General features: G+C 69.6%; 24 protein-coding genes. 15 read left to right on the top strand and 9 right to left on the bottom strand.

Going from position 1 to position 24,852, the window contains the following annotated elements; translation table 11 throughout:
• Positions 1-139 precede the first annotated feature (139 nt).
• A complete protein-coding gene (gene tsaE / locus A6B37_RS16700; protein ID WP_102775504.1) occupies positions 140-679 on the top strand; it encodes a tRNA (adenosine(37)-N6)-threonylcarbamoyltransferase complex ATPase subunit type 1 TsaE in 540 nt (179 codons plus the stop codon).
• Complete coding sequence (locus A6B37_RS16695; protein WP_146196949.1) at positions 607-1,992, top strand: N-acetylmuramoyl-L-alanine amidase; 1,386 nt, start codon at positions 607-609, stop codon at positions 1,990-1,992. The genes tsaE and A6B37_RS16695 overlap by 73 nt, the downstream gene beginning before the upstream one ends.
• On the opposite strand, the gene A6B37_RS16690 is transcribed toward A6B37_RS16695, so the two are convergent.
• On the bottom strand, positions 1,989-2,627 hold the full coding sequence (locus A6B37_RS16690) for a VTT domain-containing protein (protein WP_111826681.1): 639 nt from the start codon (positions 2,625-2,627) through the stop codon (positions 1,989-1,991). The two genes, A6B37_RS16695 and A6B37_RS16690, sit on opposite strands and share 4 nt — an antisense overlap.
• A 97-nt stretch (positions 2,628-2,724) precedes the next feature.
• Between A6B37_RS16690 and mutL the strand changes: the two genes are divergently transcribed.
• Positions 2,725-4,644 (top strand): DNA mismatch repair endonuclease MutL, encoded by a 1,920-nt coding sequence (gene mutL, locus A6B37_RS16685; protein ID WP_102775503.1) that lies wholly within the window; start codon positions 2,725-2,727, stop codon positions 4,642-4,644.
• A gap of 2 nt (positions 4,645-4,646) precedes the next feature.
• On the top strand, positions 4,647-5,609 hold the full coding sequence (gene miaA, locus A6B37_RS16680; protein WP_168202232.1) for a tRNA (adenosine(37)-N6)-dimethylallyltransferase MiaA: 963 nt from the start codon (positions 4,647-4,649) through the stop codon (positions 5,607-5,609).
• A 74-nt stretch (positions 5,610-5,683) separates the two neighbouring features.
• Here the strand turns inward: miaA and purM are convergent, their stop codons facing one another.
• Positions 5,684-6,733, bottom strand: coding sequence for a phosphoribosylformylglycinamidine cyclo-ligase (purM, locus tag A6B37_RS16675; protein WP_111826406.1), 1,050 nt, complete (start codon positions 6,731-6,733; stop codon positions 5,684-5,686).
• 290 nt (positions 6,734-7,023) lie between these two features.
• Between purM and hda the strand changes: the two genes are divergently transcribed.
• From hda to A6B37_RS16655, 4 genes are read left to right on the top strand one after another with little or no spacing between them, the layout of a single operon-like run.
• Complete coding sequence (hda, locus tag A6B37_RS16670; protein ID WP_102775500.1) at positions 7,024-7,725, top strand: DnaA regulatory inactivator Hda; 702 nt, start codon at positions 7,024-7,026, stop codon at positions 7,723-7,725.
• Entirely contained in the window at positions 7,722-8,420 is a 699-nt protein-coding gene (locus tag A6B37_RS16665; protein ID WP_102775499.1) for an HAD family hydrolase, read from the top strand. The genes hda and A6B37_RS16665 overlap by 4 nt, the downstream gene beginning before the upstream one ends.
• The gene (pcnB, locus tag A6B37_RS16660) at positions 8,421-9,779 is read left to right on the top strand and encodes a polynucleotide adenylyltransferase PcnB (RefSeq protein ID WP_102775498.1); all 1,359 of its coding nucleotides are present in this window, start codon (positions 8,421-8,423) and stop codon (positions 9,777-9,779) included. It abuts the gene before it with no gap.
• A gap of 1 nt (position 9,780) precedes the next feature.
• A complete protein-coding gene (locus tag A6B37_RS16655) occupies positions 9,781-10,266 on the top strand; it encodes a 2-amino-4-hydroxy-6-hydroxymethyldihydropteridine diphosphokinase (RefSeq protein ID WP_111826405.1) in 486 nt (161 codons plus the stop codon).
• 194 nt (positions 10,267-10,460) lie between these two features.
• Here the strand turns inward: A6B37_RS16655 and A6B37_RS16650 are convergent, their stop codons facing one another.
• The 4 genes from A6B37_RS16650 to A6B37_RS16635 are packed head-to-tail and all read right to left on the bottom strand — an operon-like array spanning position 10,461 to position 14,229.
• Positions 10,461-11,357, bottom strand: coding sequence for a sugar kinase (locus tag A6B37_RS16650; protein ID WP_102775496.1), 897 nt, complete (start codon positions 11,355-11,357; stop codon positions 10,461-10,463).
• Between the two features lie 24 nt (positions 11,358-11,381).
• Positions 11,382-12,212 (bottom strand): CoA ester lyase, encoded by an 831-nt coding sequence (locus A6B37_RS16645; protein ID WP_111826404.1) that lies wholly within the window; start codon positions 12,210-12,212, stop codon positions 11,382-11,384.
• Entirely contained in the window at positions 12,209-13,402 is a 1,194-nt protein-coding gene (locus A6B37_RS16640; RefSeq protein ID WP_111826403.1) for a CaiB/BaiF CoA-transferase family protein, read from the bottom strand. The genes A6B37_RS16645 and A6B37_RS16640 overlap by 4 nt, the downstream gene beginning before the upstream one ends.
• Positions 13,399-14,229 carry a MaoC family dehydratase N-terminal domain-containing protein gene (locus A6B37_RS16635; protein WP_111826402.1) on the bottom strand — a complete coding sequence of 277 codons (831 nt, stop codon included), beginning with the start codon at positions 14,227-14,229 and terminating at the stop codon, positions 13,399-13,401. The genes A6B37_RS16640 and A6B37_RS16635 overlap by 4 nt, the downstream gene beginning before the upstream one ends.
• A 131-nt stretch (positions 14,230-14,360) precedes the next feature.
• Between A6B37_RS16635 and A6B37_RS16630 the strand changes: the two genes are divergently transcribed.
• A complete protein-coding gene (locus A6B37_RS16630; RefSeq protein ID WP_111826401.1) occupies positions 14,361-15,254 on the top strand; it encodes a LysR family transcriptional regulator in 894 nt (297 codons plus the stop codon).
• 19 nt (positions 15,255-15,273) lie between these two features.
• Here A6B37_RS16630 and A6B37_RS16625 read toward each other — a convergent pair whose 3' ends face one another.
• Both A6B37_RS16625 and A6B37_RS16620 read right to left on the bottom strand, forming a co-directional pair.
• On the bottom strand, positions 15,274-16,386 hold the full coding sequence (locus A6B37_RS16625; RefSeq protein ID WP_111826400.1) for an acyl-CoA dehydrogenase: 1,113 nt from the start codon (positions 16,384-16,386) through the stop codon (positions 15,274-15,276).
• A 13-nt stretch (positions 16,387-16,399) separates the two neighbouring features.
• Positions 16,400-17,590 (bottom strand): acyl-CoA dehydrogenase family protein, encoded by a 1,191-nt coding sequence (locus tag A6B37_RS16620; protein ID WP_111826399.1) that lies wholly within the window; start codon positions 17,588-17,590, stop codon positions 16,400-16,402.
• 201 nt (positions 17,591-17,791) lie between these two features.
• On the opposite strand from A6B37_RS16620, the gene A6B37_RS16615 reads away from it, so the two are divergent.
• Genes A6B37_RS16615 through A6B37_RS16595 form a run of 5 tightly spaced genes read left to right on the top strand, consistent with a single transcriptional unit; the run spans position 17,792 to position 22,940 of the window.
• Entirely contained in the window at positions 17,792-18,208 is a 417-nt protein-coding gene (locus tag A6B37_RS16615) for a Zn-ribbon domain-containing OB-fold protein (RefSeq protein ID WP_102775647.1), read from the top strand.
• Positions 18,205-19,377, top strand: coding sequence for a thiolase (locus A6B37_RS16610; RefSeq protein ID WP_102775490.1), 1,173 nt, complete (start codon positions 18,205-18,207; stop codon positions 19,375-19,377). The genes A6B37_RS16615 and A6B37_RS16610 overlap by 4 nt, the downstream gene beginning before the upstream one ends.
• A 17-nt stretch (positions 19,378-19,394) precedes the next feature.
• Positions 19,395-20,915, top strand: a complete 1,521-nt coding sequence (locus tag A6B37_RS16605) for a class I adenylate-forming enzyme family protein (protein ID WP_111826398.1) — start codon at positions 19,395-19,397, stop codon at positions 20,913-20,915.
• Between the two features lie 54 nt (positions 20,916-20,969).
• Entirely contained in the window at positions 20,970-21,947 is a 978-nt protein-coding gene (locus tag A6B37_RS16600) for a tripartite tricarboxylate transporter substrate binding protein (RefSeq protein WP_111826680.1), read from the top strand.
• Positions 21,948-22,940, top strand: a complete 993-nt coding sequence (locus tag A6B37_RS16595; RefSeq protein WP_111826397.1) for a nitronate monooxygenase family protein — start codon at positions 21,948-21,950, stop codon at positions 22,938-22,940.
• Here the strand turns inward: A6B37_RS16595 and A6B37_RS16590 are convergent.
• Entirely contained in the window at positions 22,906-23,802 is an 897-nt protein-coding gene (locus A6B37_RS16590; RefSeq protein ID WP_102775486.1) for a LysR substrate-binding domain-containing protein, read from the bottom strand. The genes A6B37_RS16595 and A6B37_RS16590 overlap by 35 nt on opposite strands.
• Positions 23,803-23,936: 134 nt before the next feature.
• Here A6B37_RS16590 and A6B37_RS16585 point away from each other — a divergent pair, with 134 nt between their 5' ends.
• Positions 23,937-24,851, top strand: coding sequence for an SDR family NAD(P)-dependent oxidoreductase (locus A6B37_RS16585; protein ID WP_102775485.1), 915 nt, complete (start codon positions 23,937-23,939; stop codon positions 24,849-24,851).
• The last annotated feature ends 1 nt before the right edge of the window (position 24,852 follow it).

The raw sequence follows: 24,852 nt of genomic DNA, 5'->3' as shown, positions 1-24,852 counted from the left end.
GTCGATCGCGGCCGGCTGCGGCGCGCCGGCCACGGAAAATTGAGAATGACAATCAATACTAGGTTAGCAGAAACCCGCATTCCTATAATTGCGCGTACCTTCGAGCTTTCTTCACTGTTTTTACCACTCGCCCCGCGCCATGTCCGCCCCTCTCTGCAGCCTGACCTTGCACCTGCCCTCCGAGGCCGCCACCGAGTCGCTGGCGCGCCAGCTCGCCCCCATGGTGTCCGGCCGCCAGGGCGGACCGGCGGGCGCCCATATCCACCTGCGCGGAGACCTCGGAGCCGGAAAAACGGCGTTCACACGGGCATTGTTGCGCGAATGCGGCATCACCGGCCGAATCAAAAGTCCGAGCTACGCCCTACTTGAATCCTATAAAGTTTCTAACTTATACTTCTATCACCTTGATTTTTATAGATTTAGTGATTCGCGCGAATGGTTGGACGCAGGATTCCGGGATTTGCTGCGTGACGACGCGGTCGTTTTGATCGAATGGCCTGAACGGGCGGAGGGTCTTTTACCCCCGCCCGACCTGCTGATTTCCCTGGCCTACGCCGGCGAGGGACGCGACGCCACCCTGACCGCGTACACCGCCCGAGGACAAACATGGTTGAACGCGATTGTCCCCCCGCCCCCAGCGGCGCCCTCCCCTCGGCAGGCGCCACCCGGCGCCGCCTGATCAGCGTCGCAGCCACCCTGCTCGTCCTGCCGGTCCTGCCGCGCCTGGCCCAGGCCGCGACCATCCTCGCCGTGCGGACCTGGCCGGCCGACGAATACACCCGGGTCACGCTCGAACTCGACAGCGAGCTCAAGGCCGAACAATTCACACTGGAAAACCCCCACCGCCTGGTGGTGGACATCGAAGGGCTGACCATCAGCGCCGCGCTGAACGACCTGATCTCCAAGGTGCGGCCGGACGATCCCTACATCCAGAGCCTGCGCGTGGCGCAGAACCGCCCCAACGTGGTGCGCCTGGTGTTCGACCTGAAGCAGCCCGTGGCGCCGCAGGTGTTCACCCTCAAGCCCGTGGCCGACTACCAGTACCGGCTGGTGCTGGACCTGTACCCGAAGATCGCCCAGGACCCGCTGATCGCCATCCTGAACAAGCAGAGCGGCCCCGACGTGGACGACCCGCTGGCGCGCATCCTCGAAGACATCCAGCGCAATCCGGTGACCCGCGCCGATCCGCCCGAACCGCCGCGCGTGCCGGGCCAGCAGCCCGCCGCGCCCCTGCCCTCCACGCCCAAGCCGCCGCCGGCCACCGCCAGCCGCGGCAAGCAGCGCATGCTGACCATCGCGCTGGACCCGGGCCACGGCGGCGAGGACCCCGGCGCCATCGGCCGCAGCGGCCTGCGCGAGAAAGACGTGGTGCTGCGCATCGCCCGGCGCCTGAAGGCGCTGATCGACAGCCAGCCCTACATGCGCGCCTACCTGACGCGCGACGACGATTATTTCGTGCCGCTGCACGTGCGCGTGCAGAAGGCGCGGCGCGTGCGCGCCGACCTGTTCATTTCGATCCACGCCGACGCCTGGGTCAAGCCCTCGGCCAACGGCTCCTCGGTGTTCGCGCTGTCGCAGCGCGGCGCCACCAGCGCCCAGGCGCGCTGGATGGCCGACAAGGAAAACGCGGCCGACCTGATCGGCGGCGTCAACCTGGGCGGCCACGACCGCCAGGTCGCCAAGGTGCTGCTGGACCTGTCCACCACCGCGCAGATCAACGATTCGCTCAAGGTCGGCAGCGCCTTCCTGGACGAAATCAAGAAGATCAACCGGCTGCACAAGAACAGCGTCGAACAGGCCGGCTTCGCGGTGCTGAAGGCGCCGGACATCCCCTCGGTGCTGGTCGAGACCGCCTTCATCAGCAACCCGCAGGAAGAAGCGCTGCTGCGCAGCGCCTCGCACCAGGACAAGCTGGCGCAGGCCATGATGACCGGCATCCAGCGGTATTTCACCGCCAACCCGCCGCTGGCGCGGCTGGGGGATGTGAGCTAGCTGCCCCGCCGGGCCTTGATCAGCTTGAACAGCCCGGCGCCCACCACCGGCACGATGGCCGCGGCCAGCCCGATCAGCACGATGGTGTTCAGGTGCTCGCGCACCAGCGGGATGTTGCCGAAGAAATAGCCCGCGGCCACCAGGCTCACCACCCACAGCAGCGCGCCCAGGATGTTGAACATCTGGAAGCGCGCCAGCGACATGTCGGCCACGCCGGCCACGAAGGGCGCGAAGGTGCGCACGACCGGGATGAAGCGCGACATCACGATGGTCTTGCCGCCGTGCTTTTCATAGAACGCGTGCGTGCGCATCAGCGCGCCGCGGTCCAGGAACCGCAGGTTCATCGAGAATACTCTCGGCCCGATATAGCGGCCGATCGTGTAGTTGACGGTATTGCCGATGATGGCCGCGGCGATCAGCAGCGCCGCCATCAGGAAGGGATCGATGTGGCCGGTGGCGCCGAACGCCCCGGCGATGAAGAGCAGCGAATCCCCGGGCAGGAAGGGCAGGACCACCAGCCCCGTCTCCGCGAAGACGATCAGGAACAGCACCAGGTACACCCACATGCCGTATTGCTCGACCCAGACGCCCAGCGTCTGGTCGATGTGGAGCACCATATTGAAAAATTCGAGCATCAAGCCAACCTTGAGGTGGGAACGTGTCAGCGACTATAGCCCAGGCATCCATGACGCTAAAATCGTCCGCATAGCCATGCCAGAAATATCCAGCCACATGACCGACCGCCGTTCCATTCTTGCGCTTCCCGACCTGCTGATCAGCCAGATCGCTGCCGGCGAGGTCATCGAGCGGCCCGCTTCCGTGCTCAAGGAAATCCTCGAGAACGCGATCGACGCGGGCGGGCGCGCGATCGAAGTGCGGCTCGAAGGCGGCGGCATCCGCCGCATCGCCGTCACGGACGACGGCGGCGGCATCCCGCCCGAGGAACTGCCGCTGGCGCTGGCGCGCCACGCCACCAGCAAGATCCGCTCGCTCGACGAGCTGGAGTCGGTGGCTTCCATGGGGTTTCGCGGCGAGGCCCTGGCCTCGATCGCGTCGGTGGCGCAGGTAAGCATCATTTCCCGCACCCGCGACGGCGAGCATGCCTGGCAGATCGACGCCGGCAGCATGCAGGTCAGCCCCGCCTCGGGCCCGCCCGGCACCACGGTGGACGTGCGCCAGCTGTTCGACGCCGTGCCGGCCCGCCGCAAGTTCCTGCGTTCCGAGGCCACGGAGTTCGGCCATTGCGTCGACGCGATGGAGCGCATCGCGCTGGCGCACCCGCAGATCGCGTTCCGCCTGTTCCACCACGACCGCGCGCAGCGCCAATGGCTGCCGGCCGAGCCGCCGCAGCGCATCCGCGACGTGCTGGGCGCCGAGTTCGCCGAGCACGGCCTGCTGCTGTCGCACTCGGTGGGCAATGTCAGCCTGGCCGGCATGATCACCCGCCCCACCGCCGCGCGCGCCCGGGCCGACCGCCAGTACCTGTACGTCAACGGCCGCTACGTGCGCGACCGCACCGTCAGCCACGCGCTGCGCGCGGCCTACGCGGACGTGCTGCACGGCGACCGCCAGCCGGCCTACGTGCTGTTCCTGGACATCGATCCGGCCGCGGTCGACGTCAACGTCCACCCCGCCAAGCACGAGGTGCGCTTCCGCGACAGCGGCGCGGTGCATCGCTTCGTGTCCCATGCCGTCGGCCAGACGCTGGCGCAGACCGGCGGCTCGTCGGCGGTGACGCCAAACGAACCGGACGACGCCGGCTTCGAGACGCAGGCCGTTGCGCCGCCGGCTTCGACCCCGGCCCCCGCGCCCCGTCCCGCCGAGCCCGCCAGGCCGTCCCACGACGGCGGCGCCGCGGCATCCTACGGCCTGCGGCCCTCGCCCGCGCCGCAACGCCCGCACACCCAGGTCCCGTTCCGGCTGCACGCCGAGCCCGCCGGCATACCGGCGGCTGACTGGAAATCGCTCTACCGCCCGCTGGACGACGGCATGGCTCCCAAGGCCCAGACCCTGCGCGAGCCCGCTCCGGCAGCGGCGGCGCCGGCCGCGCCCCTGCCCGCCGACGAAGAGCATCCGCTGGGCATGGCGCTGGGGCAGCTGCACGGCATCTACATCCTGGCGCAGAACCGCCGCGGCATGGTGCTGGTGGACATGCACGCCGCCCACGAACGGGTGGTCTACGAACAGCTCAAGCAGGCCCTGGACGCGCGCAGCCTGCCGCGCCAGGACCTGCTGGTGCCGGTGGTGTTCCACGCCCAGGAAAAGGACGTGGCGCTGGTCGAGGAGTTCGAAGCGCAGCTCGATGAACTCGGCTTCGAACTGCGTCCGTCGGGCCCCACCTCGATCGCGGTGCGCAGCGTGCCGGCGCTGCTGGCGCGCGGCGACATCGAAACCCTGGCGCGCGCCGTGCTGCGCGACCTGGGCGCGGTGGGCGTGTCGCGCCTGCTGACCGAACAGCGCAACGAACTGCTGGCCACCATGGCCTGCCACGGCTCGGTGCGCGCCAACCGCAAGCTCACGCTCGAAGAAATGAACGCGCTGCTGCGCCAGATGGAAGCGACCGAACGCGCAGACCAGTGCAACCACGGCCGCCCGACCTGGGTGCAGTGGTCGGTGTCCGACCTGGACAAACTCTTCCTGCGCGGGCAATAGCCTTGTCTTCCGCTTCCCTATCCCATCCGGCGCCGCCGGTGATCTGCCTGGCCGGCCCCACCGCGGCCGGCAAGAGCGCGTCCACGCTGGCGCTGGCGCGGCGCTGGCCGCTGGAAATCGTCAACGTGGACTCGGCCACCATCTATCGCGGCATGGACATCGGCACGGCCAAGCCCTCGCCGGCCGAACAGGCCTTGGTGCCGCAGCACCTGCTGGACATCCGCGATCCGGCCCAGTCGTACTCGGCGGCGGAGTTCGTGGCCGACGCGCTGCGCCTGATCGACGAGGTCCGCGCGCGCGGCCGCATTCCGCTTCTGGCCGGCGGCACCATGATGTACTACAAGGCCCTGCGCGACGGCCTGGACGACCTGCCCCAGGCCGATCCGGCGCTGCGCGCCGAACTCGAGGCGCGCGCGGCGCAGCAAGGCTGGCCGGCGCTGCATGCCGAACTGGCGCGGCTCGACCCGGCCACCGCGGCGCGGCTGGCGCCCAACGACAGCCAGCGCATCCAGCGCGCGCTCGAGGTCTGCATGCTTTCGGGCCAGCCCATGTCCGCCCTGCTGCTGCGCGGCCAGCGCCAGCCCGATGAGGGCGCCCACCGCTATCTCACCATCAGCCTGGAACCCTCGGACCGCGCCGCGCTGCATGCGCGCATCGCGCAGCGCTTCGACGCCATGCTGGAACAGGGCCTGCTCGACGAGGTGCGCGGCCTGCACGCCAGGGCCGACCTGCATCCGGGCCTGCCTTCCGTGCGCTGCGTGGGATACCGCCAGATGTGGGCGCACCTGGACGGCGAGATCGACCTGGACGCCGCGCGCGAACAGGGCATCGCCGCCACGCGCCAGCTGGCCAAGCGCCAGATTACCTGGCTGCGCGCCCAACCCGGGCGCGTCATCGTGGACTGCCTGGCGGCCGACGCCGTGGCGCGGACCATAGACGCGGTGGCGGCCGTCCTGCCGCACTGACGATCGGCCGGGACGAAAAAAAACCGCAAGCCCCTCATCGGGCCTTGCGGTTTTCTTTCCGCGAAAAACGGCGGTCAGACGACGAAGGTCTGCGCCATGCCTTCCTGCTGCTCGACGATTTCGCCCAGCGTGCTGACGGTTTCGCCCTGCTCGCGCAGCGTGGCGGCGATGGCTTCGGCCTGGGCCGGGTCCACCACCAGCACCATGCCGATGCCGCAGTTGAACACGCGGTACATCTCGGTGTCTTCGACGCCGCCCTGCTGCTGCAGCCACTGGAACAGCTTGGGCATTTCCCAGTTGGCGCGGTGCAGCCTGGCCGACAGGCCGGGCTGCAGGATGCGCGGCACGTTGTCCAGCAGGCCGCCGCCGGTGATGTGGGCCAGGCCCTTGATGGCGGCGCCGTGCTTGGCCAGCGCGGCCAGCACCTGCTTGACGTAGATGCGGGTCGGGGCCATGACCACGTCGGCCAGCGGCTGGCCGTGGAAATCGTCGTCGGGCTTGGCGTTGGCGCGTTCCAGGATCTTGCGCAGCAGCGAGTAGCCGTTGGAGTGCGCGCCGCTGGACGCCAGGCCCAGGACCACGTCGCCGGCCTTGATGGCCTTGCCGGTGATGATGGCCGATTTTTCGACCGCGCCCACGGCAAAGCCGGCCAGGTCGTACTCGCCGTCGGGGTACATGCCCGGCATTTCGGCGGTCTCGCCGCCGATCAGCGCGCAGCCCGACAGTTCGCAGCCCTTGGCGATACCGCCCACCACCGCCGCCGCCGTGTCCACCGAGAGCTTGCCGCAGCCGAAGTAATCCAGGAAGAACAGCGGCTCGGCGCCCTGCACCAGGATGTCGTTGACGCTCATGGCGACCAGGTCGATGCCCACGGTGTCGTGGCGGTTCCAGTCGAACGCCAGGCGCAGCTTGGTGCCCACGCCGTCGGTGCCCGAGACCAGCACCGGCTCCTTGAAGGTCTTGGGCACTTCGAACAAGCCGCCGAAGCCGCCGATACCGGCCAGCACTCCGGCACGCATGGTGCGGGCCGCAAGCGGTTTGATACGGTCGACCAGGGCGTCGCCTGCGTCGATATCGACACCGGCGTCGCGGTAGGTCAGAGGGGCGGTAGGTTGATTCGTCATGTGAAATGCCGTGGGGTATGTAACAATTGCTGGGATTTGGGTGGAACGCCCTGCATTTTACGATGTTGCGGGCCCGGGCAGGGATAAGCCGCCCGGGGCGCCGGGAACGCGCGCCGGCAGGCCCTTTCCGGCCGGCGCGACACCGCTGCCCCAGGTGGTTTAAAGTGTAGGGTTCGCCGGACCCGTTTTTTGGCTTTTCGGCCCCGGTGACGCGCTACCCGGCCAGTCGCTCGCGGAAATCCCGCCATGTGGACCGCCCGCTTTCGCAAAAGCCTGATTGATAAGCTCTCATGAACCGCCAGCTGCTGCTCGACGTTCTTCCCGCGCCAGCGCCATCGCTGAACAACTATATTGCCGGCCCCAACGGCGAAGCGCTCGCCGCCGTGCGCGCGCTCGCGCCCGGCCGCGCCCTGTACATCTGGGGCGCCGCGGGCTGCGGCCGCAGCCACCTGCTGCGCGCCCTGACCGCGCGCCGCGACGCCGTCTACATCGACGCCCCCACCGGCGAAAACATGCTGCGCCGCCTGGCCGAGGCCGATTCCAAGTCGCCCATGCCCAAGTTCGTGGCCGTCGACGACGTGCACCGCATGGACGACAGCCGCCAGGCGGCGCTGTTCGCGCTGTACAACCGCTGGCGCGAATCCGCGGCCACCGGCCGCGCCTTCGCGCTGGCGCTGGCCGGCGACCGCGCTCCGCTGTCCATGCCGCTGCGCGAGGACCTGCGCACGCGCCTGGGCTGGGACCTGGTCTTCCGCCTCGATCCGCTTTCCGACGCCGACAAGCTGGCGGCCCTGTCGGCCAAGGCCGCCGAGCGCGGCATGCAGCTGGCGCCGGAAATCATCAACTGGATGCTCACGCACCACGAACGCGACATCCGCAAGCTGACGGCGCTGCTCGACGCGCTGGACCGCTATTCCCTGGCCACCGGCCGTCCCATCACCCTGCCCCTGCTGCGCGCCATGCTCGCAGACCCTGATTCGCAACCCAAATGACCTCCCGACGTCTCGCCCTGTTCGACCTGGATCACACCCTGTTGCCGCTCGACAGCGACTATCAATGGGCCGACTATCTGGCACGCACGGGCCGCGCGGGCGATCCCGACGCCGCCCGCCGCCGCAACGACGACCTGATGGACCGCTACAACCGCGGCGAACTCACCGCCGAACAGGCCGCCGAGTTCATGCTCGGGTTGCTGGCCGCGCACGCGCCCTACGACCTGGCCGCCTGGCACGAGTCCTTCATGAACGAGGTGATCCGCCCGTCCATGACGCCGGCGGCGCGCGAGCTGGTGCAATCGCACCTGGAAGCCGGCGACCTGTGCGCGGTCGTCACCGCCACCAACAGCTTCGTCACCGCGCCCATCGCGCGCGCCTTCGGCGTGCCCCACCTGGTGGCCACCGACGCGGAATACCTGCACGGGCGCTACACCGGCCGCATCCTCGGCATCCCCAGTTTCAAGGAAGGCAAGGTCCTGCGCGTCAACCACTGGCTGGCCGGCATGGACCTGGGACTTGCGGATTTCTCCGAATCGTTCTTCTATAGCGATTCGGTAAACGATGTTCCGCTGCTCGAGAAAGTCACCCGTCCGATCGCCGCCAACCCCAGCCCCACCCTGCGCAAGATCGCGCAGGAACGCGGCTGGCAAGTGATCGACTTGTTCGACCACATGGAAGATGCGAAGTCCTAAATGATCACAGAAACCATAAAAAAATTCGTCGGCCGACTGTTCGCGCCGGCTCCCCGGGGACCCCAGCGCATCGCACGCGACAAGCACGGCATCGACCGCCGCAACGTGTCGCGCCACGCCATCAAGGTCTGCGAGGTCCTGCGCCAGCATGGCTATGAGGCCTATATCGTCGGCGGCGCCGTGCGCGACCTGATCGTGGGCCTGGAACCCAAGGACTTCGACGTCGCCACCAACGCCACGCCCGAGCAGATCCGGCCGCTGTTTCGCCGCGCCCGCATCATCGGCCGCCGCTTCCAGCTGGTGCACGTGGTGTTCGGCCAGGAGATCATCGAGACCTCCACCTTCCGCGCGCCCGCCTCGGAAGACCAGGAGACCGACGAGCACGGCCGCATCCTGCGCGACAACGTGTTCGGCACCCAGGAAGAAGACGCCAAGCGCCGCGACTTCACCATGAACGCGCTGTACTACGACCCGCATACCGAGGAAGTCATCGACTACCACAACGGCGTGGCCGACCTGAAGAAGCGCCAGATCCGCATCATCGGCGATCCGGCCCGGCGCTACCGCGAAGACCCGGTGCGCATGCTGCGCGCGGTGCGCTTCGCCGCCAAGCTCAACGGCTCCATCGACCCGGCCACGCGCGAACCCATCGGCACGATGGCCGACCTGATCGAGAACGTGCCGGCCTCGCGCCTGTTCGACGAAATGCTCAAGCTGCTGACCTGCGGCCATGCCATGGACTGCCTGCGCCAGCTGCGCGCCGACGGCCTGCACAAAGGCCTGCTGCCGCTGCTGGACGTGGTGCTGGAGCAGCCCGGCGGCGAGCATTTCGTGGAACTGGCGCTGGAACGCACCGACGCGCGCGTGCGCGCGGGCAAGACCATCAGCCCCAGCTTCCTGTTCGCCGCGCTGCTGTGGCAGCAGGTGGACGTGCGCTGGAAGCAGCTGCGCGCCCAGGGCGAGCACACCATACCGGCGCTGTCGCAGGCGGCCGACTCGGTGCTCGACGAACAGACCGAAAAGCTCGCGATCCAGCGCCGCTTTTCCTCGGACATGCGCGAGATCTGGTTCATGCAACCGCGTTTCGAGCGCCGCATGGGCAAGAGCATTTTCCGCATGATCGAGCAGCCGCGCTTCCGCGCGGCCTGCGACTTCCTGCAGCTGCGCGCCGCCGCCGGCGAGTTCGACAGCGTGCTGGCGCAATGGTGGATGGACCTGGCCAACGCCGACGACGTGGCCCGCGCCGAAATGATCGAAGAAGTCGCGCGCCAGCCGCGCGACGCCGGCGACGCCCCGGCCCCGCGCAAGCGCCGCCGCCCGCGCCGTTCCGGCCCGCGCAGCGCGCCCAGCGCCGGCTGACATGGCGACCGCCCCCGCGCGCGCCTACGTCGGCCTGGGCGCCAACCTGGGCGACGGCGCGGCCACGCTGCGCCAGGTGCTGGCCGAGCTGCGCGACACCGAAGGCGTGCTGGCGGTGACGGCTTCGCCGTTCTACCGCAGCGCGCCGGTGGAAGCGACCGGCCCGGACTTCGTCAACGCGGTCGCGGCGCTGGACACGCGCCTGGCCCCGCTGGCGCTGCTGGATGCGCTGCAGGCGCTGGAAAACCGCCACGGCCGCCAGCGCCCCTACAAGAACGCGCCGCGCACGCTGGACCTGGACCTGCTGCTGTACGGCGACACCGCCATGGCGCACGAGCGCCTGTCCCTGCCCCATCCCCGCATGCACCAGCGCGCCTTCGTGCTGCTGCCGCTGCGCGACCTGGCCCCCGACCTGACGCTGCAAGGCAGGCGCCTGGACGACTGGCTCGGCGAAATCCACGACCAGGCGATAGCGCGGGTTGCGTAGGATGGGTGCAGCGCGAGAATCCTTAAGCAAGAACGCATATCTCAACCGCGCGTAACCCATCAGGCGGCGCAAGCCGCCGATTTTCGTGGCAAGAGGCCAGTTCTTTTCACCAGGAGAATGCCGGCTTGCGCCGGCCGATGGGTTACGCGCGCTCGAGACTTGAGTTCTTATTCAGACAATCGCGCGCTACACCCTCACGCCTTCGGCGCAAAACGCATCATCGCCCGCTCCACGTCCTCGACCCGCGGCAGGCCCGCCTCGTTGCCCAGGTGCTGGATCTTGTGGGCGGACGCGGCGCGCGCGAAGGTGAAGTGTTCCGCCCAGGGCTGTTCGGGCCGGTTCAGATAGGACCAGACATAGGCGCCGTGGAACACGTCGCCCGCTCCCGAGGTGTCGACGATGCGCGCGGCGGGCACGTCCAGCGACGGTAGCGTGGCCACCGTGCCGCTCTCGTCGTACCAGAGCATGCCGCGTTCGCCCATCGTCACGGCGCCGATGCGGCAGCCGCGCGCCTTGAGCAGGTCCAGCATTTCCTGCGGCGACAGGCCGAGCTGTTCGCACATGCGCTCGGCGCAGACCGCCACGTCGATGTAGCGCAGCAGTTCATCGGTGTTCTCGCGCACGCCGCCGCCGTCCAGCGAGGTCAGCACGCCCGCCTCGCGGCAGGCGCGCGCGTAGTGCAGCGCGGCATCGGGCTGGTGGCCGTCCAGGTGCAGGGCGCGGTAGCCGCCGATGTCCAGGCGCGGAAAATCGTTCAGGTATTCCGTGTCGCGGGCGCGCACGATGGCCCGCTTGCCGCCGTTGGGCATGATGAACGACAGCGACGAGCGCCGCACCTGGCGCGCGTGCACCGACACGCCATGCGCCGCCGCCATGTCGCTGTACATGTGGCCCAGCCAGTCGGGTGCCAGCGTGCAGATCAGGTCGGGCGGCATGCCCAGGCGCGCGCAGGCGAACGCGGCCGTGACGGCGTTGCCGCCGAAGGACACGGCGTAGTCGCGCGCCACGCTCTTCTCGTCGCCGCTGGGCCAATGGTCGGCCAGCACGGTGACGTCGATGTAGGTATGTCCGATGAAGAGCGCTTCTCGCATGGGGCCGCCGGAAAGAGCTGCCGGCTAGGCGCCGGATTCCCCCGCCTGCGCCAGCACCACGCGGGCGCGCGCGACGACCGGGGCGTCGACCATCCTGCCATCCAGCATGAAGGTGCCGGCCGCGGTATCGCGGTGCGCGGCGACGACGCGGCGCGCCCAGTCCAGCTCATCGGGCGCCGGCACGAAGGCCGCATGAATGATGCCGACCTGCGTCGGATGAATGCACAGCATGCCGCCGAACCCCATCTGCTGTGCGCGGCCGGCGGCCTGGGCCAGCCCGGCCTGGTCCTGCACGCCGGGGAACACGCCGTCCAGCGCCGGCGCCAGGCCGGCGGCGCGGGTGTGCAGCAGCACCTGCACGCGCGCCTGGTCCAGCACCGCCGCGGCGCCCGGCGTGTCGGGCGCCAGCCCCAGATCCAGCCCGTAGTCCAGGCTGCCGAAGGCCAGCCGCGCCACGCCGGGCGTGGCCGCGACCTCGGCGGCGTTGAGTATGCCCTGGGCGGTTTCCAGCAGCGGGATCACCGGCAGCCCGGTCTGGGCCACGTGGCGCACCTGCGCCAGGCTTTCGGCCTTGGGCAGCAGGATGCCGGCCACGCCGGCCTTGCCCCGGCAGGCCTTGAGATCGTCGTCGTGCCAGGGCGTGGAGGCGTCGTTGATCCGCACCCACAGCCGCACGCCCGGATGCGTGCCCAGGAAATCGCACAGCGCTTCGCGGGCCGCGTCCTTGGCCAGGTGCTCGACCGCGTCTTCCAGGTCGACGATGACGGTATCGGCGCCTGCGGCCAGCGCCTTGGGAATGCGCTCGGCCCGCGAGGCGGGCACGAACAGCGCGCTACGGACGACAGGATGGGTCACACGACCTCCGAGGCATGGAATTGCGCCACTTGCTCGGGCGCGTATCCCAAGGATGCTAGCACCGCATCCGTGTTTTGGCCTACCGCCGGCACGGCGCCCATGCGCGGCGCGAACGCGCTGCTGCTGGCCGGCGGCAGCAGCGCCGGCAGCTCGCCGGCCGGGCTGTCGACGCGGCTCCAGCGCGCGCGCGCCTGCAACTGCGGATGGGCCCAGACGCCGGCCATGTCGTTGACGCGGGCGTTGGCGATCTGCGCGTCCTCCAGCCGCTGGGTCACCTGCTCGATGGACAGGTCGGCGAAGGCCGCCACGATCAGCGCGCGCAGGTCCGCGCGGTTCGCGGTGCGCAGCGAATTCGAGGTAAAGCGCGGGTCTTCCGCCAGTTCGGCCTGGCGCAGCACCTGGGCGCAGAACACGCGCCATTCGCGGTCGTTCTGCACGCCCAGCATGATGGTGGCGCCGCCGCCCACCGGGAACGGCCCGTAGGGATAGATCGAGGCGTGTGAGGCGCCGGCGCGCACCGGCGGCGAGCCGCCCTCGAACGCGTAGTACATCGGGAAGCCCATCCACTCGACCATGCTCTCCAGCATGGACACGTCCAGGCGGCTGCCCAGGCCGGTCTTCTGGCGCAGCAGCAGCGCATTCAGGATGGCCGAATAGGCATACATGCCGGCGGCGATGTCGGCGATGGAGCTGCCCGCCTTGACCGGATCTTCCTGGGTGCCGGTCACCGACAGGAAACCGCTTTCGCTCTGGATCAGCAGGTCGTAGGCCTTCTTGTCCTGGTAGGGGCCGCCTTCGCCGTAGCCGGAAATGTCGCAGACGATCAGGCGCGGATACTTCTGGTGCAGGGTTTCGAACGACAGCCCCAGGCGCGCGGCCGCGCCGGGCGCGAGGTTCTGCACCAGCACGTCGGCCGAGGCCAGCAGGCGCTCCATGATGCCGCCGGCTTCCTCGCGCTTGAGATCCAGCGTCAGGCTTTCCTTGGAGCGGTTGGTCCAGACGAAGTGCGAGGACAGGCCGCGCACGCGTTCGTCGTAGCCGCGCGCGAAGTCGCCGCTGCCGGGGCGCTCGATCTTGATGACGCGCGCGCCCATGTCCGCCAGCTGGCGGGTGCAGAAAGGCGCGGCGATGGCGTGTTCCAGGCTGACGACGGTGATGCCGTCCAGCGGACGGGGAGCCTGATTGCTCATTCGGAAAACCTCAGTTCGGCTTGGTGGGCCAGGGTGCCGTCCTGCTCGGCCCAGAGCTGGGCCACGCCCGGCTCGGTCAAGCGGCCGGCCGCCTGGAAGGGCCTGGGCGCGATCAGCGGGCGCAGGCCGCGGTACGAAAGATGGGTCAAGCGCGCCTTGGGATGGGCGCGCACGAAGGCCGCGACCATTTCCGTGGCGATGAGCGGGCCGTGCACGACCAGGCCCGGATAGCCTTCCGTGCCGGTCACGTAGGGATGGTCGTAATGGATGCGATGGCCGTTGAAGGTCACCGCCGAATAGCGGAACAGCAGCACCGAGGACGGCTCGACCGTGTCGCGCCATTGCGCCTCGGGCGCCGGCTCGCTGCCCGCCAGCTTGGGCGGCGTGGGCTGGCGGTAGACGATGTCCTGCTCTTCGTGGATGGCGATCTCGCCGGCCTGGTGGTAGTCGTGGCTCACCGTCACGAACAGCAGCGCGCCGGTGCGGCCGGTCTTTTCCTTGACGTCGATGACGCGCGACACCCGCTCGGCCGGCACGCCGACCTTCAGCGGCTGGCGGAATTCCACGCGCCCGCCGGCCCACATGCGGTTGCGGTCGTGGGCCGGCGGCAGAAAGCCGCCGCGCGCCGGATGTCCATCCGTCCCCAATCCGTCCATGCCTACCGTGCTGATGAAGAACGCCCATTGCCACAGCGGCGGCAAGGCCTCGCCCTGGCCCGGCGCGGGCGCGCCCAGGGTGGCCGCGATGCGCGCGGCGTGGCCGGGGTCCATGGCGTCCGCCATGCGTTCGCCGCTGCCGATCCAGGCGGTCGGATCATTAGTCGTCATTCCCATGTCCTCTGGTGGGTTTTTTCACAGCCTGAAGCATGCCCGCAAGCCGTTCCCGTTGTGAATTCGTTTTTCCTCAAGGCGGGGTTTGCGGCGCCTGAATCGGCCCCGCCCGCCGTAATATATGGCCCATGCACTTCGACCTCGCCGACCTCCGCCTGTTCATCCACATCGCCGAATCCCCCAGCCTGACCCAGGCCGCCAAGCGGGCGCACCTGTCCCTGGCGGCGGTCAGCGTGCGGATCAAGGCGCTTGAAAACCAGCTGAATACCCGGCTGCTGTACCGCGACAGCCGCGGCGTGGAAATCACGCCCGCCGGCCAGAAGCTGCTGCAGCACGCCCGGGTCATCATGCGCCAGGTGGACCACCTGAAGCACGACTTCCAGGAACAGGCCGACGGCGACGCGGGCCACATCCGCATCTTCGCCAATACCACGGCGGTCACCGAGTTCATGCCGGACATCCTGGCGCAATTCCTGTCGGTCCACCCCGGGGTTACGGTGGACCTGCAGGAACGGCTGACGCGCGACATCGTGCGCGGCGTGCTCGACGGCACCACCGACCTGGGCATCGTGGCCGGGCCGGTCGACGCGCCCGAACTGCAGACCATCCACTTCAGCACCGACCGGCTGGTGGTGGTGGTGCCCAACGGCCATCCCCTGCAGGACCAGGAAAAAATCAAGCTGGTCGACGCCGTGCGCTATCCGTTCGTGACCATGCACGAAGGCTCCACGCTGGTGGCGTTCCTGCGCGACCAGCTCGAACGGGTCGGGCAGCGCCTGCCGCAGCGCATCCAGCTCTACAGCTTCGATTCGATCTGCCGGATGGTGCAGGCGGGCGTGGGCATCGGCGTCATCCCCGACTCGGCCGCGCGCCGTTACGGCGCGGACATGAAGCTGCGCGTGCTGGAGCTGGACGAGCCCTGGGTCGTGCGCGAGCGCAAGCTGCTGGTGCGCGACATCGACGCCCTGCCCGGCTGCGCGCGCGAACTGATCGAGCAGATCCAGGCGCCGCGCGCGGCCTGAAGGCCGCGCCGGCGGCGCATCAGGCCAGCGCCTCCAGCACGGCCAGCTGTTCGGCGGTGTCGCCCAGCAGCTGGTCCACCATCGTCAGGCGCTTGAAGTAGTCGCCCACCTCCAGCTCGTCCGTCATGCCCATGCCGCCGTGCAGCTGCACCGCCATCTGCGCCACCTGGCGGCCGGCGCGCGCGGCCTCCAGCTTGGCCGAGGCGATCATGCGCCGGCGCTGCGCGGCGTCGGGCTCGGTCAGGGCCGCCACCGCCACGTAGGCCATGGACAGGGCCAGTTCCTTGGCCACCAGCATCTCGGCCAGGCGGTGCTGCAGGGCCTGGAACGAGGCCAGCGGCTGGCCGAACTGCTTGCGGGTCTTCAGGTAATCGACCGTGATCTCCAGCAGCCGCTCCATGGCGCCCGCCGCATGGGCGCACAAGGCCGCCGTGCCCCATTGCAGCGCCAGCGCCAGGGCCTGCTGCGCCGCCTCGCCGCGCGCCAGCAGGGCCTCGGACGGCACCCGCACGCCATCCATATCCAGCCGGGCGCAGCGCGCGCCGTCCAGCGTGGGCGTGTCCGTGACGCGCCCCCCGCCGGCATCGGCCGGCACCGCCAGCAGCAGCGGCGTTCCGTCGGCGGCGCGCGCGCTCACCAGCCAGGCCGAGGCGGCCGCGCCGTGCCAGACCAGGTGCTTGGCGCCGTCCAGCCGCCAGCCGTCGGCGGCCTCGACAGCGCGGCAGTCCTGCGGATCGGTGTCGTAGCGGCGGCCCGGCTCCTGGTAGGCCACGCTGACGATGGCCTCGCCCGCCGCGATCGGCGGCAGCCAGCGCGCCTGCGCCGCCTCGCCGCAGGCCCCGATCAGCGCCGCGCCCATGACGGCGCTGGGGATGACGGGTTCGGACACCAGCCCGCGCCCCAGCTCCAGGTGCACCGGCAGCAGGCTGGCCGGCACTTCGCCGAAGCCGCCGAAATCCTGGGAAATGTTCAGGCCCAGCACGCCCAGCTCGGCCAGCGCGCCCCAGGCCTGCGGGTCCAGCACGCCGGCGGCCTGCCGGGCGCGGCGCTGGGGAAAGGTCCATGCCTGGTCCACCAGGCGGCGCAGGCTGTCGGCCAGCATGCGCTGTTCTTCGGTATAGATGAAGTCCATGCGTCGCGTTCCTCTAGAGGCCCAGCACCTGGCGGGCGATGATGCCTTTCTGCACCTCGGTGGTGCCACCGTAGATGGAAGTCTTGCGCATGTCGGCATAGCCCGCGCCCGCCGCCGCGGCCATCTCGGGACCGGGGCCGTGATATTCCGATTCGGCGATCATCCAGTCCGGGTCGTAGGGCCAGGCGTCCGGCCCCGCCACTTCCATTTGCAGCATGGCCAGGTCCTGCTGGATTTCGGAGCCGCGTATCTTCAGCACCGAGGCCTCCGGGCCGGGCGAGCCGTCGTTGCTGGAGGCGACCCGCAGCAGCAGCATCTCCAGCGCCATGATGTCCACCTCGATGCGCGAGATGCGGTCGCGCATGCGGCTGTCCGACAGCAGCGGACGTCCATGGGAGCGGGCGTTTTCCGCCATGCGCTTGAGCACGCCCAGTTCCCGGTGGCAGTGGCCCAGCCCGGCGATGCCGGTGCGCTCATGGCCCAGCAGGTATTTGGCGTAGGTCCAGCCCTGGTTCTCCTCGCCCACCAGGTTGGCCGCGGGCACGCGCACGTTCTCCAGCCACACTTCGTTGACGTCGTGGCCGCCGTCCAGCGTGCGGATCGGCCGCACGGTGACGCCCGGGGAGCCCATGTCCAGCAGCAGCATGGAAATGCCGCGCTGCGCGCGCGCCTCGGGATCGGTGCGCACCAGGCAGAACATCCAGTCCGCATACTGCGCCAGCGTGGTCCAGGTCTTCTGGCCGTTGACCACGTAATCGTCGCCGTCGCGCACGGCGCGCGTCTTCAGCGAGGCCAGGTCGGAGCCCGAACCCGGCTCCGAATAGCCCTGGCACCACCAGTCCTCGACTCGGGGGATGCGCGGCAGGAAGCGGGCCTGCAGCGCGGGGCTGCCGTACTTCATCAGCACCGGACCGATCATCGACAGCCCGAACGGCAGCAGGCGCGGCGCCCCCGCCTTGAAGCACTCCACCTCGAAAATCAGGCGCTGCAAGGCGTTCCAGCCGGTGCCGCCGTGTTCGACGGGCCAGCTCGGCGCGCCCCAGCCCTGGTCGGCCAGGATGTTGTGCCAGCGCACGTAATCGTCGCGTTCCAGCCGTTGGTGCCGCAGCACCTTGTCGCGGATGTCCGCCGGCAGCTTGGCCTCGGCGAAGGCGCGCACCTCCTCGCGGAATCGACGCTCTTGCGGCGTCCAGGTCAGGTTCATGGTCTACCTCCTTTGCCGCTATCTAGCCACGGCCCGGCCACGGCGGCAATCTGCCTGTGCCGAAGCCCGGCTTCGGGCGGGACGTAGGGCGGCGGACTCTACGGGCCGGCAAAAGCCCAGCTTCAGCAATGAAGAATGGCCCTGCGCCGCGCCTGTGCCGACACTATGGGCCTGTCCACACCAGAAGAGTCCCATCGCATCATGACCGTTGCCGATATCCCGGAAACCGCGCCCCAGGGCGCCGAGGCGCAATACCGCCAGGCGCTGGACCAGGGCCGCTTCCTCATCCAGCGCTGCGCCGGCTGCGAGCGCGCAGTGTTCTATCCCCGCATGATCTGCCCGCATTGCGGCGCGGGCGCGCTGGACTGGGTCGCGCCCGACGGGCGCGGCACCGTCTACGCCACCACCGTGGTGCGGCGCAAGCCCGAAGCCGGCGGCGACTACAACGTGGCCCTGGTGGACCTGCAGGAAGGCGTCCGGATGATGAGCCGGGTGGAGGGCGTGGCGCCCGAGGCCGTGCGGATCGGCATGGCGGTGCGCGCCCAGGTGGCGCAGCAGGACGGGCGCGGCCTGGTGGTGTTCGTACCCGCATCCACTGCCAATCGGGAGGCGCAATGACACTCGACGATCTGCGCGGCGCCGTGGCGGTGGCCGGCGTGGGCCACGCCGGCCTGGGACAGGCGAACGGCTTCACCGAAATGGAAATCCTGGTGCAGGCCGCGCAGCGCGCGGTGGCCGACGCCGGGCTCTCGATGCGCGACATCGACGGCATCTGCACCGCCAGCGTGGCCGCGCCGATGTGGGCCATGCCCGTCATCGAGCACCTGGGCATCCGGCCCAGCTTCATCGACAGCACCATGCTGGGCGGCTCCAGCTTCGTCGCGCACCTGCTGCCGGCGCTGCACGCGCTGGCCTCGGGCCAGTGCAACGCGGTGCTGGTCTGCTACGGCAGCACCCAGCGCACGTCCACGCTGAGCCGCGCCGAGATCGGCCGGGTCCGCAAGCAGTTCGACCCGCAGCCCTACGAGACGCCCTACGACCCGCTCAGCCCGCTGTCTTCCTATGCGCTGGCCGCCTCGCGCCACATGCACCAGTACGGCACGCGCCGCGAGCACCTGGCGCAGGTGGCGCTGGCGGCCAACCAATGGGCGCAGCTGAATCCGGAGGCGCAGCTGCGCGAGCCGGCCACGCTGGAGCAGATCCTGGCCGCGCGCATGGTGTCCGACCCCTTGAGCGTGCGCGACTGCTGCCTGGTGACCGACGGCGCCGGCGCCTACGTGCTGGTGCGCGCCGACCGCGCGCGCGACCTGCCGCGCCCGCCGGTCTACGTGCTGGGCAACGCCACGGCGGTCTGGAACCGCCAGATCTCGTCCATGGAGGACCTGACGGTCACGGCCGCCGCCGAATCGGGCCGGCGCGCCTTCGAGATGGCGCGGCTCGCGCCGGCCGACATCGACGTGGTCGAGCTCTACGACGCCTTCACCATCAACACCCTGCTGTTCCTGGAAGACCTGGGCTTCTGCGCCAAGGGGGAAAGCAAGGACTTCATCGCCGACGGCGCCATCGCCCCGGGCGGGCGGCTGCCGGTGAACACCAACGGCGGCGGGCTGTGCTGCGTGCATCCCGGCATGTACGGCGTGTTCATCATGATCGAGGCGGTGCGGCAGCTGCGCGGCGAATGCGGCGCGCGCCAGGTCGGCGGCGCGCAGCTGGCGCTGGTGCATGGCAACGGCGGCACGCTGTCGAGCCAGTCCACCGCCATCCTGGGCACCCAGGCCACGCTTTGAACGAAACGATACGTCCCATGCCGCAGACTTCTCCCCGCACCCGCATCCACCAATTGCTGGCGCAGCAGGCGAGCCGCCAGCCCGACGCCGTCCTGCTGTACGAGGAAGGCGGAGGCATCCTGAGCTACGCGCAATGCTGGCGGCGCGTGCAGGACGTCGCCGCCTGGCTGGCGCGCGAGGGCGTGCGGCCCGGCCACCGCGTCATGGTCGTGGGCGAAAACTGCAGCGCCATGATCGCGGCCCTGTTCGGCTGCAGCCTGGCCGGCGCCTGGCCGGTGGGCGTGAACGCCCGGCTGTCGGCGCGCGAGATCGACGCCATCGGCCGGCACGCGCAGCCGGAACTGACGCTCTACACCAGCGGCATTTCCCCGGCCGCGCGCGACCATGCCGACGCCGCCGGCGCCGATCAGGCCGATCCTGAAGTCTGGGGCCCCGGCATCCGGGCGCGGCGGGCCGCCGCGCCCACCGAGCCGGAGACGGGCGAGCAGGCCGAGGCCGTGGCCACCCTGATCTACACGTCCGGCACCACCGGCGCGCCCAAGGGCGTCATGGTGCCGCACCGGGGCCTGCTGCACTTCGCCCGGGTGTCGGCGGCCTCGCGCCGCCTGAGTCCGCAGGACATCGGCTACGCGGCGCTGCCCATGTCGCATATCTTCGGCATCGCCACGGTGCTGATGGCCACCGTGCAGGCCGGCGCCAGCCTGGTGCTGCGCAGCCGCTTCGATCCCGAGGACGCGTTCCGCGCGCTCGCCACCCCGGGCATCAGCATCCTGCAGGGCGTGCCCACCATGTTCAGCCGCATGCTGGCCGCGGCCCCACCCAAGGCCGCGCTGCGCGCGCCCGCGCTGCGCTACGTGTACACCGGCGGCGCGGCGCTGGACCCGACCCAGAAGCGCGACGTGGAACGCTATTTCGGCGTGCCCATGCACCACGGCTACGGCATCACCGAGTACGCCGGCTCCATGTTCATCACGCCGATCGACGCGCCGCGCGCCGACTGCTCCGCCGGCTACGCCGTCGACGGCGTGGAGCTGCGCATCGGCACGCCCGACAGCGGCGCGCCCCAGCCCGGCGAACGCGGCGACATCCTGATCCGCGGCCCCGGCGTGATGCTGGGCTACTACCGCAACCCGGCGCAGACGGCCCAGGCGCTGCTGCCCGGCGGCTGGCTGCATACCGGCGACATCGGCTATGTGGACGCCGACGGCGCGCTGTTCATCTCCGGGCGCTCCAAGGACCTGATCATCCGCTCCGGCTTCAACGTCTATCCGCTGGAAGTCGAGTCCGTGATCAACGCCTTTCCCGGCGTGCGCCTGTCCGCCGTGGTGGGCCGCGCCACTGCCGACCACAACGAGGAAGTCATCGCCTTCGTCGAGCCGCTGCCGGGCGCGGCGCTCGACCTGCGGCTGCTGGCGCTGCACCTGCAGAACCAGCTGGCGCCGTACAAGCGGCCGGCGCAGATCATTCCGATCGACACGATTCCCACCACAGTCAGCGGCAAGATCCTGAAGCAGCCGCTGAGAGAAAGGCTGGCGTAAGGCGGGCGCTACGCCACGCGGCACGACCGGCCACGCACACAAGGAGACATGAGCATGCGCATCAAGACCTTGTTCGCCGCGGCCGCCGCCGCGGCGACGATCGCCACCGGCCAGGCGGCCTGGGCCCAGTCCGCCTATCCCGACCGCCCTGTCCGCCTGCTGGTGGGCTATTCCCCCGGCGGCCCCGTCGACACCACGGCGCGCGTGTTCGCCAAGTACCTGGGCGACAAGCTGGGCCAGCCCGTGGTGGTGGAGAACCGCGCCGGCGCCAGCGGCATGATCGCCTCGGACGCGACCGCCAAGGCGGCGCCGGACGGCTACATGCTGGGCTTCGCCGCCAGCCCCACGCTCACCATGTCGCCGCTGGTCCAGCGCAGCACGCTGTTCGACCCGCGCAAGGACTTCACGCTGATCGGACTGGTGGTGGACTACGCCAACGTGCTGCTGATCGGGCCGCAGATCCCGGCCAAAAACGTGGGCGAACTGGTGAGCTATGCGCGCGCGCATCCGGACGCGGTCTCGTTCGGGTCGGCCGGCATCGGCGCCTCCAACCACCTGTCGGCCGAGCTGCTGAAATCGCAGGCCCAGGCGCCGATGCTGCACGTGCCCTATCGCGGCAATTCGCCCGCCATGATGGACGTGGTCAGCGGCAAGGTGACCTTTATGTTCGACATCACCAGCACCGCCATTCCGTTCATCAAGAGCGGCAAGGCGCGCGCGCTGGCGGTCACCTCGCGCACGCGCAACCCCGAGCTGCCGGACGTGCCCACGATGATGGAGGCCGGCATGAAGGACTACGAAGTGGTCGGCTGGTACGCGCTGGTCGGGCCCAGGAAACTGCCCGAGGCCGTATCCGGGCGGCTGACGCGCGCGCTGGCCGAGGTATCCGCCGATCCCGCGTTCCGCCAGGCCATGACCGACGGCGGCTACACCATCAACAACGGCGATTCCAAGGCATTGCAGGCTCGCATCGACCGCGAGTACGCCTTGTGGTCCGACGTGATCAAGACCGCCAACATTCAGGCCAACTAGATGACGAATCCCTCCTCGCTGCACGCCCAAACCCGTTTGCCGGTCATCGGCGCGCCGATGTTCCTGGTCTCCGGCCCCGAGCTGGTGATCGCGCAATGCGCCGCCGGCATCGTCGGAACGTTTCCGTCGCTCAACGCCCGGCCCCAGGAACAGCTGCACGCCTGGATCAGCCGCATCGAGGACGGGCTGGCCGCGCGGCGCCGCGCGGACCCGTCGGCCAGGGTGGCGCCGTACGGCGTGAACCTGATCGTCCATCCCAGCAATGCGCGCTGGGAAGGCGATCTGGCGATCTGCGCCGAGCGCAGGGTGCCTCTGGTGATCACGTCGCTGCATCCGCCCGAGGCCGTGGTGCGCGCCATGCACGCTCACGGCGGGCTGGTGTTCCATGACGTGACCACGGTGCGCCATGCCAAGCGCGCGCTGGCCGCCGGCGTGGACGGCCTGATCCTGGTGGCCGCCGGCGCCGGCGGCCATGCCGGCCAGGTCAACCCGATCGCGCTGGTCAACGAGATCCGCGCCTTCTACGACGGCCCGCTGGCGCTGTCGGGCTGCATCAGCCACGGCAAGGACATCCTGGCCGCGCAGGTGATGGGCTGCGATTTCGCCTACATGGGAACGCGCTTCATCGCCACGCAGGAATCGCTGGCCGGCGACGCCTACCGCGAGATGGTGCTGCAGGCGCAGGCCGCCGACGTGGTCTACACGCCGTATTTTTCCGGAGTGCCGGCGAACTACCTGGCGGCCAGCATCCAGGCCACGGGTCTGGACCCGGCCGCGCTTGCCGGCGCGGGCGCGGACCGCGAGCCGAACCTGGACAAGAGCTCACGGCCCAAGGCCTGGAAGGACGTGTGGAGCGCGGGCCAGGGAGTCGGCGCGGCGCAGGAGATTCTGCCGGTGGAGACGCTGGTGGATCAGCTGGCGGCGGAGTACCGGGAGGCCTTGCTGCGGGTTGGCGCGCCTACGCCTGCGCCGCCCGCTGCAGATGCTCGATGAAGCGCTCCGCGAAACTGGGCAGGTCGCGGCCGCGCTGGCGGCATAGCAGGCGGTCGCGCAGCGCCCAGGGGTCCTCCAGCCGGAGCACGTGCAGCGCGTCCGCGCGGCTGTAGCGCGCGACGCAGGCGCGCGGCACCACGGCGATGCCGGCGCCGGCTTCGACCATGCGGCACACCGCCTCGAAGCTGCCCACGTGCACGCGCTGGCACAGGCGTTTGCCCAGGCCGCTGGCGATGTCTTCGAGAAAGCTCTGGATGGCGCTGTTGGGATGGATGCCGACGAACTGGTAGTTGTCCACCAGGTCCACGAAATGCGCCGACGCCTGCGCGGCCAGCGGATGGTCCAGCGCCGTCACCACGGTGAGCTCGTCGCGGAACAGCGGCGTGACGTCCAGCCCTTCGACGTCGATATTGCCGGCCACCAGGCCCAGGTCCCCGGCGCCCGCGCGGATCGCGATGACGATGTCGCCCGAGATCTTCTCTTCCAGCTCCACGTCCACGTCCGGGTTCTCGGCCAGGAACGTGGAGAGCGCGTCGGCCAGGAAGGAATTGGTGGCGGTGGTGTTGGCCAGCAGGCGCAGACGCCCTTTGAGGCCGCTTGCGTAGGGCTGCAGGTCGGCGTTCAGGCATTCGAGCTGGCGGAAGATGGCGTTGGCGTGCTTGAGCAGCACTTCGCCGGCCGGGGTCAGCGCCACGCCCGTGGCCATGCGCACCAGCAGCCGGGCCTTGAAGGCTTCTTCCATGTTCTTGACCCGGGCGCTGGCGGCGGGCAGGGACAGGAAGGTGCGCTCGGCCGCGCGGGTCAGGTTGAGGGTCTCGCCTACGTTCAGAAACAAACGCAGGTCGGTCAGGTCATGTCTCATGTTCCACCACGCAGAAGGGGGGCATTTCTAATTTTGAATTCTGCGAATGCCGTCACGAATCTACCATGGGCCATGCCCGCAAACCAGAAGGGATGATGCGGAACTGTTTTCACATGGCACAGGAGTCAGCTTCAATGAGCGGTATCGTTTCCGGCAAGGTGGTGATCGTTACCGGCGCGGGCGGCGGCATCGGCCGCAGCATCGCGCTGGCCATGGCGCAGGCCGGCGCCAAGGTGGTCGTCAACGACATCGGCGTATCGCTGACGGGCGAAGGCGGCACGGAAGGTCCGGCGCAGGCGGTGGTCAGGGAGATCGTGGCGGCCGGCGGCCAGGCGGTGGCCAACACCGACAGCGTCGCCGCCTACGACAGCGCCAGCCGCTGCGTGCAGACCGCGATCGACGCGTACGGACGCATCGACGCGGTGGTCAACAACGCCGGCAACCTGCGCGACCGCGTCTTCCACAAGATGAGCGAAGAGGAATGGCGCCAGGTGCTGGACGTGCACCTGAACGGCTCGTTCTACATGAGCCGCGCCGCCGCCCCCTATTTCCGCGAACAGGAGTCCGGCGCGCTGGTGCACATGACGTCCACCTCCGGCCTGATCGGCAACTTCGGCCAGGCGAATTACGCGGCGGCCAAGCTCGGCATCGTCGCGCTGTCGAAGTCCATCGCGCTGGACATGGCGCGCTACAACGTGCGCTCGAACTGCATCGCGCCGTTCGCCTGGAGCCGCATGACCAGCTCGATTCCCGCCGAAACCGACGCGGAGAAGGCGCGCGTCGAGAAGCTCAAGAAAATGGAGGCCGGCAAGGTCGCGCCGCTGGCGGTCTACCTGGCCAGCGACGCGGCCCGCGAAGTCACGGCGCAGATCTTCGCGGTGCGCGCCAACGAGATCATGCTGATGAGCCAGCCGCGGCCGCTGCGCAGCGTGCACCACGGCGAGGGCTGGACGCCCGAACTGATCGCCGAAATCGCCGTGCCTGCGATGCGCAAGCACTTCTATGCGTTGGAGCGTTCGCCCGACGTGATCGACTGGGACCCCATCTGAG

Source organism: Achromobacter sp. HZ01 (genome assembly GCF_003267925.1).
GTDB lineage: Bacteria > Pseudomonadota > Gammaproteobacteria > Burkholderiales > Burkholderiaceae_B > Achromobacter > Achromobacter pulmonis_A.
This window is presented reverse-complemented; position numbering and strand designations above follow the sequence as displayed.